Annotated in this window: 13 protein-coding genes; 12 read left to right on the plus strand and 1 reads right to left on the minus strand. The window is 66.7% G+C overall.

Annotation, left to right across the window (positions count from 1 at the left end; translation table 11 throughout):
* The first annotated feature begins 21 nt into the window (after positions 1-21).
* Genes ABXJ56_RS09515 through ABXJ56_RS09525 form a run of 3 tightly spaced genes read left to right on the plus strand, consistent with a single transcriptional unit; the run spans position 22 to position 3183 of the window.
* Positions 22-1707, plus strand: coding sequence for a GMC family oxidoreductase (locus ABXJ56_RS09515; RefSeq protein WP_353999429.1), 1686 nt, complete (start codon positions 22-24; stop codon positions 1705-1707).
* Between the two features lie 20 nt (positions 1708-1727).
* Positions 1728-2426 carry a gluconate 2-dehydrogenase subunit 3 family protein gene (locus ABXJ56_RS09520; RefSeq protein ID WP_353999430.1) on the plus strand — a complete coding sequence of 233 codons (699 nt, stop codon included), beginning with the start codon at positions 1728-1730 and terminating at the stop codon, positions 2424-2426.
* A gap of 31 nt (positions 2427-2457) precedes the next feature.
* Positions 2458-3183, plus strand: a complete 726-nt coding sequence (locus ABXJ56_RS09525; RefSeq protein WP_353999431.1) for a cysteine hydrolase family protein — start codon at positions 2458-2460, stop codon at positions 3181-3183.
* Between the two features lie 86 nt (positions 3184-3269).
* Here ABXJ56_RS09525 and ABXJ56_RS09530 read toward each other — a convergent pair whose 3' ends face one another.
* The gene (locus ABXJ56_RS09530; protein ID WP_353999432.1) at positions 3270-4700 is read right to left on the minus strand and encodes an ROK family transcriptional regulator; all 1431 of its coding nucleotides are present in this window, start codon (positions 4698-4700) and stop codon (positions 3270-3272) included.
* A gap of 14 nt (positions 4701-4714) precedes the next feature.
* Between ABXJ56_RS09530 and ABXJ56_RS09535 the strand changes: the two genes are divergently transcribed.
* The 9 genes from ABXJ56_RS09535 (at position 4715) to ABXJ56_RS09575 (ending at position 15508) form a co-directional block, all read left to right on the plus strand.
* A complete protein-coding gene (locus tag ABXJ56_RS09535; protein ID WP_353999433.1) occupies positions 4715-5779 on the plus strand; it encodes a Gfo/Idh/MocA family protein in 1065 nt (354 codons plus the stop codon).
* 41 nt (positions 5780-5820) lie between these two features.
* On the plus strand, positions 5821-6234 hold the full coding sequence (locus ABXJ56_RS09540) for a GlcG/HbpS family heme-binding protein (RefSeq protein ID WP_353999434.1): 414 nt from the start codon (positions 5821-5823) through the stop codon (positions 6232-6234).
* A gap of 172 nt (positions 6235-6406) precedes the next feature.
* Positions 6407-7402, plus strand: coding sequence for a LacI family DNA-binding transcriptional regulator (locus ABXJ56_RS09545; protein ID WP_353999435.1), 996 nt, complete (start codon positions 6407-6409; stop codon positions 7400-7402).
* Between the two features lie 72 nt (positions 7403-7474).
* Positions 7475-8440, plus strand: coding sequence for an ROK family protein (locus ABXJ56_RS09550; protein ID WP_353999436.1), 966 nt, complete (start codon positions 7475-7477; stop codon positions 8438-8440).
* Positions 8437-10311, plus strand: a complete 1875-nt coding sequence (locus tag ABXJ56_RS09555; protein ID WP_353999437.1) for a class I mannose-6-phosphate isomerase — start codon at positions 8437-8439, stop codon at positions 10309-10311. Before ABXJ56_RS09550 ends, ABXJ56_RS09555 begins: the two co-directional genes overlap by 4 nt.
* A gap of 103 nt (positions 10312-10414) precedes the next feature.
* On the plus strand, positions 10415-11686 hold the full coding sequence (locus ABXJ56_RS09560; protein ID WP_353999438.1) for an ABC transporter substrate-binding protein: 1272 nt from the start codon (positions 10415-10417) through the stop codon (positions 11684-11686).
* 3 nt (positions 11687-11689) lie between these two features.
* The gene (locus tag ABXJ56_RS09565) at positions 11690-12565 is read left to right on the plus strand and encodes a carbohydrate ABC transporter permease (RefSeq protein WP_353999439.1); all 876 of its coding nucleotides are present in this window, start codon (positions 11690-11692) and stop codon (positions 12563-12565) included.
* 2 nt (positions 12566-12567) lie between these two features.
* On the plus strand, positions 12568-13377 hold the full coding sequence (locus ABXJ56_RS09570) for a carbohydrate ABC transporter permease (RefSeq protein WP_353999440.1): 810 nt from the start codon (positions 12568-12570) through the stop codon (positions 13375-13377).
* A 13-nt stretch (positions 13378-13390) separates the two neighbouring features.
* A complete protein-coding gene (locus ABXJ56_RS09575; protein WP_353999441.1) occupies positions 13391-15508 on the plus strand; it encodes a hypothetical protein in 2118 nt (705 codons plus the stop codon).
* Positions 15509-15547: the final 39 nt, after the last annotated feature.

Raw genomic sequence — 15547 nt, forward strand, 5'->3', positions numbered from 1 at the left:
ACGACTAGAAAGAGGTAAGAAATGGTGACTCGACTCGACGCGGTCGATGTCGTGATCGTCGGTCTCGGTGCCGGCGGTGGACCCGCAGCGAAGGTGCTGGCTGAAGCCGGCTACTCCGTCGTCGGATTCGACAAAGGCCCCTGGCTCCGCAACAGCGAGCACTACTCCGGTGACGAGCTGAAGTTCCAGAACCGCAGCTATCTGTGGCCTGACGTCGACCTGATGCCGCGCACCGTGCGTCGCGACGAGAACTCCGAGAGCCGCATCTTCAACTTCTCGCCGGTGCCGTCCGCCGTCGGCGGAGGAACGACCCACATGGCCGGCTGGACCCCCCGCCCGCGACCGTCGGACTTCGTCATGCATTCGCTGCACGGCGATATCGACGGCGCGAGCCTGGCCGACTGGCCCTACCGCTACGAGCACCTCGAGCCGTACCTCACGAAGGTGGAGTGGAGCTACGGCATCTCGGGGCTCGACGGCGCGGAGGTCGGCGCGGGCTTCCGATCGCGGCGCTACCCCAGTGGTCCTCTGGGGCCGACGAAGTTCGGCGAGAAGTTCTACGAGGGATGCCGCAAGCTCGGGGTCAACGCGATGCCGCTGCCGATGAGCCACCTGACCGAGCGCAACGAGCTCGGGCGTAAGGCCGTCAACCGCACGAGCTTCTGGAACCAGTACGGTGACCCGACCGAGACGCGATCGACGGTTGCCACGACCTACATCCCCGATGCGCTGGCGACAGGCCGGTTCGAGGTGCGCGCCGACAGCTTCGTTCGCGAAGTCACGGTCGGACCCGACGGCAAGGCCACCGGCGTCATCTACGTCCGCCCGGACGGCTCGGAGGAGGAGCAGCGGGCTCGGGTGGTCATCCTCGCCCTCGGCGCGATCGAATCGGCGCGCCTGATGCTGCTGTCGAAGTCCGCGCTGTTCCCGGACGGCATCGCGAACGACTCGGGTCTGGTCGGCAAGAACGCGACCTTCCACGAGTACCTGTTCGCCGTCGGCCTGTTCGACAAGGAGGTGTCCGACCCGCTCAACGGGTTCACCGGCAACTACCAGAGCGGCGGCTCGATGCATTTCTACGAGACCGATGAGTCTCGTGGGCACATCGGCGGCGGGATCATCGCGACGACGCAGATCGGTCAGCCGATCAACCCGATCCTTCCCGGCAAGCCGATCTGGGGTGAGGCGGCGAAGGATGCCGACCGCGACTACTTCCTGCACTCGATGAAGATCGGCATGATCCTTCAGGACCTGCCGCAGGAGACGAACCGCGTCGATCTGGATCCCACGGTGACAGACCGCTGGGGCCTCCCCGTGGCACGGATCACGAACAAGCCGCATGCCAACGACACGGCGATGAGCCGGTGGCAGATCGACAAGAACGTCGAGATCCTCGAAGCAGCCGGCGCGGTGCGGACGATGCCCGTGTATCTGGGCGAGGAGTTCACCGGCAACGCGTGCCACCAGCACGGCACGGTGCGCATGGGAACGGACCCCGCGAAGTCGGTGCTCAATGAGTGGGCTCAGGCGCACTCGGTGGAGAACCTCTTCGTGCTCGACGGATCGGGATTCGCCACGGCGCTCGGAGTCAACCCGACGCTGACGATCATGGCGCACTCATGGCGGGCGGCTGACTACATCGCCCACACCTACCTGCGCGGTCGCAGCGAGCGCCTGGTGCTCGAGCCCGTCGGCGCATCGAACTGACACACGTAAGGAGTACAGCGATGACATCCAAGTCCGAATGGCAGAAGCTCGACCTGCGGATCGACCCCGACAGTGAGGAGCGGCTCTTCTTCAGCGAGCATGAGTGGGAGACGATCGAGGCCGCGGCCGCGAGGATCATTCCCACCGACCACGACCCGGGTGCTCGAGAAGCCCGCGTGATCGTCTTCATCGACCGATACCTGTCGGGCATCGACTACATCTACGCCGCCGCCGACGGCAGCGGGTTCCTGCAGCTCGCCGGTGCCGAAGCGAACGCCGCGCGCGCCCGGAACGCGGTGTTCCAGCGCATGTATCGCGACGGCGTGGTCGAGCTCGACCGGCTCGCCCGGCAGTACGGGGCGGACGACTTCGCCCGTGCCGACGAGGAGACGCAGGACAGCGTGCTGGTCGAGCTGAGCGGGGCGCCCAAGCCGGTGCACGTGCGTCTGGATGAGCACGCGGTGTTCTACTCCCGGCTCCAGGGAAACACCGATCAGGGCAAACCGTTCTTCGAGACCCTGTGCCTCCACGTGCGGCAGGGGTTCTACTCCGATCCCGTGTACGGCGGAAACAAGGATCGGGTCGGCTGGAAGGTGATCGGGTTCCCCGGCCCGGAATCACTCAAAGACACGATGGACGGCTCGTACACCACGGCGCCGTACTTCGCCGAGAAGTGGGACTGGAGCGACCTGCTCCTTCACTACGAACCGTTGCAGTGACGCGACACCCAGAGAGAGGAACTACACGACAATGGCGAACTTCGCAGAGAAGCTGGACAGGTACGTCGACCGCACGTACCGACTCGTCCCCGACAAGATCGACCTGACGCGGACAGCAGTGCACATGCTCGACGTCCAGAACCTGTGTCTCGACAAGCGCGGCGCGGACTACGTCCAGAGCGTCGGTGGCGCGCCCTCGGGTGAGGAGACCCTCACGCAGGCGAAGCGGTGTCTCGACGCCGCTCGCGCCAACAACCTCACCGTGAACTGGTCGATGTGGGGGATGGACCCCAACGGCTACGACATCGGTCTGTGGGGAGTGAAGTATCCGGACTGGAAGAAGCCGGATTCTCCGTTCAACCACGGAACGTTCGATGGAGCTCTGTGCGACGGCTTCGTGCCGGCCGAGGGTGAGGCGGTGCTCCGCAAGCACCGCAACAGCAGCTTCTTCGAGTCGCCGCTGAACTCCTGGCTGATCACCGCCGACACGGAGTATCTGGTGATCGTCGGTTCGTCGACGGGCAACTGTGTTCCGACGACGGCGCGCGACGGGTTCGAGCTGGGCTACAAGGTGATCGTCGTCGCTGACGCCGGTACCGCGATCCCGCTGAACTGGCACGGACGCAACCCGGAATTCGACCACGAAGTGCCCGACGGGTACGGGCAGTACTGGGAGGGGCTTCGCAACATGCAGGCGCAGTACGCCGACGTTCTCACCACAGACGAGTTCCTCGCGCTGATCGAAGCGTCGCGCTGACGCGGGTCGTCGGGGGCGGTCGATGTGACCGCCCCCGACGTCGTTCGTCGTAACGCTCCTTCGACACCTCGTCGGCGGCGGGAGGGCTATCGCGTCTCGGCGATGTGTTCGCCGGCATCGGCCTCCGCCTCGGAGGCGCGTACGAGCCAGTCCGCGTTCCCGGGGTCGGAAAGCAACGGCTGGAATGCCAGCTCGGCAGCCCCGATCAGCAGATTCTCCGCCCCGAGAGTGGGGCGGACGATACGCACGGCAGACAGCTGTGGCGCCAGGGACTCGCGGGCGATGACGTTGCGCAGTCGCACCGGCTCCGCGTCGAGCAGGGAACCGAGGAATCCGCCCAGGATGATCAGATCCGGATTGAAGATCGTCACCATTGTGCCGAGAGCCGTGCCGAGGGCGTCGATCTGACGGTTGACCTCCGCTTGCGTGCGCGGGCTTCTCCGCCGTGCCAGTTCTTCATCGAGTCGATGGAAGTCGCGTCGGTCGAGGCCGAGACTGTCGACGAGGGCATCGCGATTGACTTCGGACTCCAGCGTGCCTTGAAGACCGGCCGAATCGCGGTCTCCTCCGCTGCGGATGCGGAAGTGGCCGAGTTCGCCGGCGTATCCGCTCGACCCCTTCAGCAGGTGCCCGCCGGACATGATTCCGCCGCCGATGCGATTTGCCCCGCCGTTCAGGTAGATGGCGCTCCCGGCGTGCGAGCTTCCGCCGAAGCTGATCTCTGCGAGCAGTCCGAGATGCGCGTCGTTGGCTGCGCGGACCGGCAGTCCGGTTGCGTCCCGGAGCTCAGAGGCGAGCGGTTCCGACCGCCACCCCAGTTGCGGTGCGAGAGATACCGAGCCGTCTTCGTCGTTGGTCAGACCCGGGACGGCCACGCCCACTCCGACGACGGAGGCATTCTCCGGGAGCATCGTGAGGATGCCCTGAATGATGACGGACGCAATCGACACCGTCTCGCGCATCGTCAACACGGAACCGGTGTCGTAGTGGATGATCTTCCGCACACGTCCGCCCAACCCGACGACGCCGACTCTGATGGCGTCGACCTCGGGAGCGACCGCAATGGCGAACACGTGGTCGCTGACGTCGACGTCGACGCTCGGCCGGCCAACGGACTTCTTGGCTCCGTCGTCGGCGGAGCGCACCGGCTCCACCGCCAGACCGAGGTCGATCAGTTCGTTGACCAGAATGGTGACCGTCGAGCGGTTCAGGCCGGTCGCAGTGGCGAGGCCGCTCCGCGAACGGGGGCCGTCGTGGTGGAGGCTCGTCAGAACCGCCGACAGGTTGTACGCGCGCAGTCGATCGAGGTTCGAGCCCTTCACCGCACGAAAGCGCTGGGGCCCGTCCCGGTCCGCCGGATCTTCTGGTTCCTGCATGGCTGCCTCCATGTCACCGTCGGAGTATTTCTCCATTTCGCGGCGATGAGGCGGCGCGGGCGCGAACGGTGGCTCTGTCGTCGACGCCATACTATCCCCTTGTTGGTTTAATTTATGGTTGCGCAAAACCAGCGTGCGCACCTAGCATCAGTGACATGAGCCCCCTGAACGACTCAGTGCTGAGTCCGATCAAGACCGCGATCGTCGGATACGGGCTGTCCGGCAAGGTGTTTCATGCCCCTCTTCTCGCCAGCGACGAGAATTTCGAGGTGGTGGCGATCGTCACGGCGGATGCCGCTCGTCACGCCGAGGCGCGCGCGGCGCACCCCCACGCCCGCATTCATTCATCCTTCGACAAATTGTGGGCGGAAGAGCGCGGCGTCGACCTCGTCATCCTGTCCAGCCCACCCGACACGCACGTGGACTTCGCGACGCAAGCGCTCAGCGCCGGTGCCGCGGTGGTCATCGACAAGCCGTTCGTTGCGACCGTTGCGGAGGCCGCCGCCCTGAAGTCGGCCGCCGAAGCCGCGGGGCGCCCGCTCATGGTGTTCCAGAATCGCCGCTGGGACGGAGACTTCCTCACGATCCAACGGCTCATCGCCGAGGGAGAACTCGGCGAGGTGTTCTCGTTCGAGTCGGCGTTCGAGCACTGGGCACCTGTGGCGACATCCGGCTGGAAAGATCAGCTGCCGATCCCTCAGGCGGGTGGAGTGCTGTACGACCTCGGGAGCCATCTGATCGATCAGGCCCTGGTGCTGTTCGGCCCGGCGGCCGAGGCGTCCGCGACGCTTCGCCGTGTGCGAGGCGGCGGGAACGACGATCACTCGCGCGTGAGCATCGAGCATGCGGGCGGAGTCGAAACCCGTCTGCTGATGAGCCGCGTGAGTCGCGGGCTGGGACCGCGGTTCCGCGTTCTGGGAACACGCGGGTCGTTCACCACCTACGGCCTCGATGGTCAGGAGCCCGCGCTGGCCGCGGGTGTGGTCCCGGGGGACGCCGAGTACGGCGTCACGCCGGAGGAGGGGTTCGGCTGGCTGGAGACCGACGGCCCCGCCGGAATCTCCCGGCGGCGGGTGCCCATCGAGCGAGGCGACTACCCGGAGTTCTACCGGCGCGCCGCCGCGGCCGTTCGCGGGGAGGGAGACCTGCCGGTCTCGCTCGAGGAAGCCACCGAGGTCGTCGACATCCTCGAGCGCGTGACCCGCACCTCCGCGGACTGAGCTGGCGCCCGCTGGTCGAGATCACCGGAGTCAGAATAACCGTGAAAGGGAAGCGCATGTTGTCTGAACTGAAGGCCATCGCCGGCTACGCCGAAGAGGAAGCCGCCAGAGTGGGGATCGCCGTCGTCGCCAGCGTTGTCGACATCCACGGCAATCCCGCCTTGCTGCATCGCATGGACGGGGCACCGATGCACTCGCTCGAGATGGCGTTTCGCAAGGCGTACACCGCAGCCACGTTCGCCGTCGCCACAGAGGAGCTCACGGACCAGGTGCAGCCAGGCGGTCCGCTCTTCGGTCTTGCGGTGAATTCCGGCTCGAAGCTGATCGCCTTCGGTGGGGGAGCACCCTTCACCGTCTCGAGCGGTGAGCGATTCGGCCTCGGGATCTCGGGTGGGACCACCGACGAAGACATTGCCGTTCTGAAGGCCGCGATCGCCCGCCACGCGAGCGTGTAGTTGCACCGAACCAGGTGCCGAGGGCAGATCGCCACCACCCTCGTGCCAAGGCCGAGGGCGGGTGATAACGTTACCCAGCATGGCGGCCTCTCACGACAGCGCCCCTGTCTCCGGCGACACCGGCCAACCCTCGCGTCGACGTCCTGCCGACGGGCGTGCGAAGAGGCTCACCGTGAAGGATGTCGCGGCCCATGCCGGCGTCAGCCCCATGACCGTGTCTCGCACGCTCGCGGGTGGCACCAACGTGCGGCCCGACGTGCAGGAGCGCGTGCTTCGTTCGGTGGAGGAGCTGGGGTACTACCGCAACGAGAACGCGCGCAGCATCCGTCCGGGGCAGACGAGCGGGCTCATCGGCGTCGCGATCACGAACATCGCGAACCCCTATTACGGCACGTTCGCTCTCGGGGTGGAGGAGGAGGTCGCGCGGACCGGTCGTCGGATCATCCTCGGCAACACAGCCGAGGACGGTGCTCGCGAACAGCAACTGGTGCATGACTTTCTCGGGCGTCGCGTAGAGGGGCTCATCGTGGTTCCGACGGACACGGACGGCGTGCATCTCGCGAGGTCCAGAAAAGAGGGTGTGCCGGTGGTGCTCGCGTCGAGACGCGTCGAGGGTGTCGACGCGGACAGCGTCGTGCTCGACGACGCGGGCGGGGCGTACGCAGCGACCATGGCTCTGCTCGACGCCGGCCACCGTCGGATCGCCTACCTCGGAAACACGCGCTCGATCTACACCGGGCGCCGACGCTACGACGGTTTCGTCGCCGCGCATGCGGAGAGGGGGGTCGAGGTCGACTCGAAGCTTGCCCTGCCGGGGCAGCAGGATGTGGCGTCGGCTCAGCACGTGGCTGCCCGGCTGCTCGATCTCGACGAACCGCCGACGGGGATCTTCTGCGCGAACAACCGGAATACCGTCGGCGCGGTGACGGAGATCACGCGTCGAGTGCGAGACGGCCGCCTGGATGCCGCGGCCGCGCCGGCGCTCGTCAGCTTCGACGACTTCGAGCTCTCGGATGTGGTTCCGACGCTCGTCGGCATCGTCGAGCACGACCCGCGTGAGCTCGGGCGTCGCGCGGCTCGCCTCCTGCTCGACCGACTGGACGGTGATGCCGACCAGTCGGCGCGCGACATCGTCCTCCCTGTCCACCTGCGCCCGACCGCCGTCTGAGCGCCGGACCGAAGAATCAGCACTTGTTCGCAGACTCTGGTATCGTTACCAAACGTGACGCGAGGAGGTGACATGACGACGATCGCGATCGACTTCGGCGGGACCGACATCAAGGTGGGACTCACCCGTGACGCCACTCATGCTGCGACGCCTGATCGCGCACCCGTATTCGATGCAACCGTCTCCGTCCCTGCGCAGCGCACCCGAGGAGATCTCGCCGCTACGGTCGAGGCCGTCCGGTCGCTGCAGATCGGACTGGGGGACGCCGGGGGCGTGATCGACGGTGTGGGAATCGCCGTGCCGGGCGTCGTTGATCGCGACGGCCGCATGCTGCACGCCCACGAGAAGTACGACGACTTTCGCGCTCTCGACCTGTCGGCATGGAGCCGTCAGGTGTTCGGCGTCGAGCGCGCTGTCATCGAGAACGACGCCCGCGCGGCCCTCGTCGGAAGTCTCGGCACGGCCACCTCGCTCAGCGACCCGCGGCCGCAAAACGCCGTCGTTATCACCCTCGGCACGGGCGTCGGGACAGCGGCGATGCTGGACAGCGTCCTTTTCCGGGGTGCTCACGCGCACGCGGGCATACTCGGCGGGCACGTCACCGTAGACGTCACGGGCGAGCGCTGCCCCTGCGGCAATCGGGGGTGCGCCGAGCTCCTCGCCTCCTCGACTGCCCTCCGTGATCGGCGCGACGTCTCCGCTCACACGCTGGCGGAGCTCTTCGCCGCGGGAACCGCCGCAGACGACGCCGTCGCCGACGAGTTCATCCGGGTCTGGGGTGCGGTGGCGGTGACGCTGTGCCACATGTACGACCCCGAGGTCGTGCTTCTCACCGGCGGAGTCCTCCGCGCGGGTGAGCGAGTGCGTCAGCCGCTGGAGCACTATCTGCACGCGCACCTGTGGCCGACGGCGTTCCGCCCGCCTGTGGTCGTGCCGCCCGATCCGCATCTGTCCGTTCTGTACGGGCTCGCCATCCTCGCCGGGCACCGCCATGTGCCGGCCGACGCCATGTCCACCGAGAAGACGGGAGCGCAGTGAACGGCGCGATCGACCACATGTCCCAGGGCTATACCGGGCAGGGCGGCTACGACACGCAGCCCACCGTCGCCCTCCCGGAAGGGGAGCGCATCCTCCGCGGTGCGGAGGCGTGGCGCTCCCTCGCCCACCAGGCTGTCGAGTCTGCCGAGAGTGATGCCCCCGTCCTCCTCGTCGACGCCTACCCGGGCGTGCACCTGCCCACTCTCATCGGCGAGATCTCGGCTGCCCTTCCCGATTGGACGATCCGGAACGGCGAGGACGCGGCACTGCCGTCGCATCGCATCGACGAGATGATCGCGGCGAACCTCACCGACGATCGGGTCTTCGGGGTGATGAGTCACGCGCGGGTGTCTGATTTCTACGACCACGAGCGCATGGCCGACCTCGCCCGAGACGTCTCCGGGGCGGGGCGCCCGACCGTCGTCGTCGGGTGGGGTGCAGCGATCATCGCGCCGCTTCTCGCCACCGGGCGCGACCCGGTCGTCGTTCTCGTCGACATGGCTCGATGGGAGATCCAACAGCGGCAGCGCGCGGGCGCGGGAAATTGGCGCGCTGACAACGGGAGTGAGGACACGCTCCGGAAGTACAAGCGCGGCTTCTTCGTGGAGTGGCGTGCGGCTGATCGCCACAAGATGGATCTGTTCGAGCGGATCGACGCGGTGATCGACGGCAATGCGATCGCGCCGTCTGCGCCCTCGCCAGACCGGCTGCCCGCGGGCATGATCTCGGGGGCCGCGTTCCGGCAGGCGATGGCGGATGCCGCGCGGCGGCCTTTCCGGGTCGTCCCGTTCTTCGACCCCGGTGTATGGGGTGGTCAGTGGATGAAGAGTGTCATCGGCCTCGACCCTTCCGCACCCAACTACGCCTGGTGCTTCGATTGCGTTCCCGAGGAGAACTCTCTGCTGCTCGAGGGGGAGGGCGGAGTCATCGAGCTTCCCGCTCTCGACCTCGTGCTCACTCGACCCGCGGAGCTTCTCGGTGAGCGGACGTTCGCGCGATTCGGTGCCGAGTTCCCCATCCGCTTCGACTTCCTCGACACGATGGAGGGCGGCAACCTGAGTCTTCAGGTGCATCCGCTCACCGACTACATCCAGCGCACCTTCGGTATGCACTACACGCAGGACGAGAGCTACTACATGCTGGATGCCGGTGAGGACGCCGTGGTCTATCTCGGACTGCGCGACGATGTCGAGCCCGCGCGGATGATGGAGGACTTGCGGCGAGCGACGAGCGGTGAGGCACCGTTCGACGCGGCCCGGTATGTGAACACCTATCCGGCTCGGAAGCACGACCACTTCTCGATCCCGGCGGGGACCGTGCACTGCTCGGGCGCCGACTCGATGGTTCTGGAGATCTCAGCGACGCCCTATATCTTCACCTTCAAGCTGTGGGATTGGGGTCGCGTCGGACTCGATGGGGTTCCGCGGCCGGTGCATTTGGATCACGGCGAGGCCAACATCCAGTGGAACCGCGATTCACGGTGGGTGGCAGATCACCTTCTCGATCAGGTCGAAGTGGTCTCCGAGGCCGACGGTGTCACCGAAGAGCGCACGGGACTGCACGAACTCGAGTTCATCGAAACTCGACGGCATTGGTTCACCGACCGGGCCGTTCATGACACGCGAGGAACGGTGAACGTGCTCAACCTCGTCGAGGGCGACGAAGTCCGCGTCGTCAGCCCGAGTGGCGACTTCGCGCCGTTCGTCGTCCACTACGCCGAGACGTTCATCGTCCCCGCTGCCGTCGGTTCGTACGTCATCGAGAAGACGGACAGATCGCGAAGCGCCCGCTTCGCGACGATCAAGGCGTATGTTCGCGGAACCTTCGTCGAGGACCGCTCAACCGCGCAGCCCACCCCTCGTCACAACTGAATACCCACCCGAAAACGCGTCGTTACCGCTTGCGACGTTTTCCCCTCCCTGGTAGCGTCGCCTCATGGTTGGTAACGATACCAATCTGAACGAAGGAGTTCACATGTCTCACCGTCGTTCCACAGCAATCGCCGTGGCCTCGGTCGCCGCCCTTGGGGTGGCTCTGGCCGGGTGCTCCGGAGGCTCGACCGGCGAATCGTCCGGCGAGACCACCGGCACACTCGACTTCTACACCGACAAGGCTGCCTGGAAGCCCGACTTCGAGTCCCTCAACGTCACGAGCGAAGATGCGACCGACATCGCGCTGAAGGTGAGCGGATACTCGGACGCCAACCAGTACGACGCTTTCATCAAGCAGTCCTTCCGCACGTCCCAGACGCCGGGCCTGTTCACCTGGCACACCGGTGACTCCCTGAAGGAGCTCGTCGATCAGGGGCTCGTCGCCGAGACGACCGACATCTGGTCGACGGCCGTCGACGAGGGCTGGGTGAGTGCGGACCTGCGCGACTCGTACACCTTCGACGGTGCGCAGTACTGCGTGCCCATGAACATCGCCTACTGGGTGATGTACTACAACGTCGGTCTCTTCGAAGAGAACGGCGTGGAGGTCCCCACGACGTGGGACGAGCTGAACGAGGTCGCTGCAACCCTCAGCGACAACGGTGTCACCCCGTACTACCAGACGAGTCAGCTGTTCACCTTCCAGTGGTTCCAGCACCTCGTGGCGAGCACCGATCCGGACCTCTACACGGGCCTGTCCACCGGCGAGGTCTCGTACACCGATCCGCGCATCGTCGAGATCATGGACATCTGGGTGGACGAGCAGGACAAGGGGTGGTTCAGCGACCCGGGAAGCTCGACCGATCCGGCGGTCGGATTGCGTCAGGGCGACTACGCCATGATCAACTTCGGCACATTCTTCTCCGGCAACCTCGCCGGAGCGGGGGCGGAGGCCGGCACCGACTATGGGATCTTCGCGATCCCGGCGGTCAACGACGCACTCCCCGCAACGCCGGTGGCCGTCGAGTCCGGCCCGCTGTGCGTCGCGGAGTCCTCGCCGCAACGCGACATGGGTCTCGCCTACAGCGAGTGGTGGATGTCGCCCGAGGCGCAGACGGCGTGGAACGAGGCGCACGGCGACGTGGCGTTCAACCCGCAGGCGGAGGTGTCGGACCCGATCCTCGCCGAACTGGGAACCGCCATCGCGTCGGATGAGTACATGCTCTACGACCGTTACTTCGAAGCGACGCCGACCCCGATCCTGACGGTCGCCCTGGAGCAGTTCGGCGCATTCATCGCCAATCCCGGTGACCCCATGCCGTACCTCGAGGCGATTCAGGCGGAGGCCGACGCGTACTGGGCCGACCAGGAGTAATCGGTGGCCGAACGCAAGACGTCGTACCAGTGGTCCGCCCGGGGCTTCATCGCCCCGGGCGTGATCATGGTGGCGGTGGTTCTCTACCTGCCGCTCCTGTGGACCGTGTTCCTCAGTTTCACCCAGTACAACGGCCTCGGGTCGCCGGAATGGATCGGGTTCGACAACTACGTCGACATGGTCACCGACGCCTCCTTCGTCGGGTCGCTGTCGAACACGTTGCTGTGGGTCGTCGGGACGCTGATCGTCCCGGTCGGGCTCGGTCTGGCCGTGGCGCTGCTCACCTGGAACCTCGCCGGCGGCATCTGGCTCCGGCTCCCCTTCCTCATCCCGTACGCCGTGTCGGGGATCGGTGTGGGCGTCATCTGGTCGTTCATCCTGTCCTCGGGCGGCGCGCTGGACCAAGCACTGGCCGTGATCGGGATCGCCGATCCGCCCCGGTGGCTTCTGGACGCTCCGCTCAACACGATCGTCATGATCCTCGCCTCCGCCTGGCAGGGAGTCGGCGTCAACGCGCTCCTCTTCACCATCGGGCTGCAGTCCATCCCGAAGGAGCCGCTCGAGGCCGCGCGCATCGACGGTGCCGGCGGCCTCCGGCTGTTCGGCAGCATCCTGTGGCCGATGTTGCGCCCGCTCTCCGCCGTCGTCATCGGGTTGTCGATCGTGGCGAGCCTGAAGACCTTCGACATCGTCCTGGGGATGACGCGAGGGGGACCCGGCCGCTCGTCCGAGACGCTCGCGCTCACCATGTATCGCGAGACTTTCAACAACAGCGACTATGGCCTCGGCTCGGCGATCGCCGTCTTCCTCACGGTCATCACGCTGATCGCTTCGGTGCTGTACCTGCGCCAGCAACTCTCTCGAAAGCACGAGATGTGACCATGCGCATCCTCAGAACCTCTGTCCTCGTCGTCTTCGGGATCATCTGGCTGATCCCCGTCTACCTTCTCGTCGTCAACGCGATGAAGGCGCCTGAGCTGTACACCAGCAGTGAGGCGTGGATCCCGACCGACTTCTCGCTCTTCCGCAATGTCGCCGACGCTCTGACCCTGTCGGGGCTCGGCAACAGTGTCACCAGCACCGTCATCTACGCGGTGGTCTCGGCCGCTATCGCCGTCCTCGTCGGTGCGGCGGCGGGGTTCGCCATCGTCGCGCTGCGACTCAAGCACGGATTCGCGTGGTTCGTGGCTATCTTCGGCGGGTCGATCTTCCCGCTGCAGATGATCCTGCTGCCGCTGTTCGACGGCTACTCGCGCGTGGGACTCTTCGACACCCGCCTCGGAATGGTGATCGTGTACACGGTGATCTCGGTCCCCTTCGCCGCGTTCGTGATGCGCAACTTCTTCACCGGCGTTGCGCATTCCGTGTTCGAAGCGGCGGTGCTCGACGGGGCGACGACGTGGCGCATCTTCCTGCGCGTCTATCTCCCCATGGCCAGCAGCGCCCTGGTTGCGATCTTCATCTTGCAGGCCACCTTCATCTGGAACGACCTGCTGCTCGGCCTGACTCTCAGCCAGTCCGACGACGTCCGCCCCATCGTCACGACCCTGTCCGGCATGCAGAGCACCTACGGCGGCGCGCAGATCTCCACGGTGCTCGCCGCAGCCATCCTCGTGTCACTGCCGACCGTCATCCTCTTCCTCTGCACCCAGCGCTTCTTCGCCCGCGGACTTGCGCTCGGGCAGTACTGACCTGGAGCTTCCCATGCTGTCGCCCATCCCGACCGTCCACGACCTCGTCGCCGACGAGATCACCCACCACTTCGACGACATGATCGCCCCCGCGGGGCTGACGAACTTCCTCGGCACCGTCCGCGTCGATCATGACCTCGTTGCGGTCAGCGCCGTGCAGTTCCCGCCGGTCTCGCAGGGTCTCGCGCAGACGGCGACCCTCTTCGTCGACGGTCGGGTCTTCGCATCGTGGGGGGCGGAGGTCAGCCACACCTGGCGTCCCGATCGCGTGACGCGCTCGGCCACGCTTCCGGGGCTCGAGATCGAGACCATCACCGCGTGTGTTCCGGGGCGTCCCGCGGTGGTCGTCGATATCCACGTCCGCAACACGGGTGCTAGGGCCCGCACCCTCACCCTGGGGCTCTCGCTGTCGGCCCGTGTCACCCGCGCCGCCGGGGCGTGGCTTGATGCGGAATCGCCGAGCGCAGAGACCGTGGCGACCGTGGAGCACGATCGCATCCGCTTCGTGGCGCCGGATGCCTCGGCGGTGAGCATCCAGGGGCTCGACGCCCCGGCATCCTACGCACGAAGCGGCGTCGCGTCGCCGGCCGATGGCCTCGAGGTCGGGCTCGGAGGCAATGGTCGCGGCGGCTCGGTCTCGGTGGATATGACGATGGACGCCGGTGCCTCGGCCCGCGTCGGATACGTCCACGTCGTGGGCGCCGACGTCTCTGTCGCAGAGGCGGACTTCGACGCGATCGTCGCGGATGTCCCCGGCGTCGTGGCCGCTGCGGAGGAGTTCTGGAACGCGCAGCTCGAGGCGACCTTCACCCCCGGGAACAGCGAGTTCTCGGGGCACCTGCCAAGGCTGGAGACGAGCGACGAGTCACTGCGGCGGATCTATTGGTGGGCAGCGCTCGGGCTGATCTGGTTCCGGCGCGACTTCCCGGGGAACGTGCTCGGTCGCAGCTACGACACCCTCATGCCCAACTATTGGGGCACGACGACGTTCATCTGGGACTACAGCCTCAGCTCACTCAGTCATGCCCTGCTCGATCCGACCGAGATGCGTCGTCAGCTGCTGCACTGGATCACCCTCGATATCCACGGACACTTCGGCAGCTCCTCCCTGACGGGCGGCCCGGTCGGTCGCTGGTATTCGGTGAATGACTACGCGATGACGCGGCTCGTCCACGACTACCTGCGCGTCACCGGTGACGATGGATTCCTCGATGAAGAGACGCCCGAGGGCACGGTGCGCGACTCGCTGGTGGCGTGGGCGACGGCGTGGCGCGAGCTCCGGCGAGGGACGGCGCTCGCCGACTACGGCGAGATCGACAACCTCCTCGAGTGCGTGAGCTCCTACACGCACGAGGTGGCGAGCCTCAACGCCGCGAACGTGTGGTGCATGCGCACGGTCGCCGAGATCCTCGAGCGGGTGGGTGACCCGCGCGCGGACGACCTGCGCCGCGGCGCAGACGAACTGCTGCCCCACGTGTTGTCGCTGTATCGCCGCGGCGAGGGCTTCTTCGCTGCCCGCCAGCCCGACGGCACGGAACTGCCCGTGCGGCACTGCTACGACTTCTCGATCGTGGGAACGACGATCGCGGGCGATCTCGACGAGCAGACGCGTTCCGAGATGGTCGCGTTCTTCCAGCGCGAGCTCCAGACCGAGACGTGGATGCGGGCCCTGTCTCCGTGGGATCCGGACGCGAGCTTCAGCGTGCGACCGGACCACCAATGGAACGGTGCGTATCCGGCCTGGCCGGCCGACGCTGGTCGCGCCTTGCGTGAGCTCGGCGCCGAGGACGTGCTGGTGGGCTGGCTCGACGGTCTCGCGTGCACCGCGAATCAGGGGCCGATGGGTCAGGCGCACTTCGTGCCCGAGGCGGTTCCGCCGATCAACGGCGGAGCGCGGAAGGCGCCGCCGCAGCTGCCGTACATCATCGACTGGGCCTGCTCATCGTCCGGGGCGTGGACGGCCCTGATCGTCGAGGCGTTGTTCGGGGTCAGCGTGACGGTCGACGGAACCGTGCACGCCGGTGGACCGGTGGCGCTCATCGACCGCTCGGCGACCCTGCGCGGTCTGCGCGTGGGCGACCGGCTCGTCGACATCGCCGCCGACGGCACGGTGACAGACGCGGTTCCGTGAGACACACCCCATCAGCCAACGGATGCCGCGCCGCGGCGC

This window comes from Microbacterium aurantiacum (assembly GCF_040532595.1).
Classification (GTDB): Bacteria; Actinomycetota; Actinomycetes; order Actinomycetales; family Microbacteriaceae; genus Microbacterium; species Microbacterium chocolatum_B.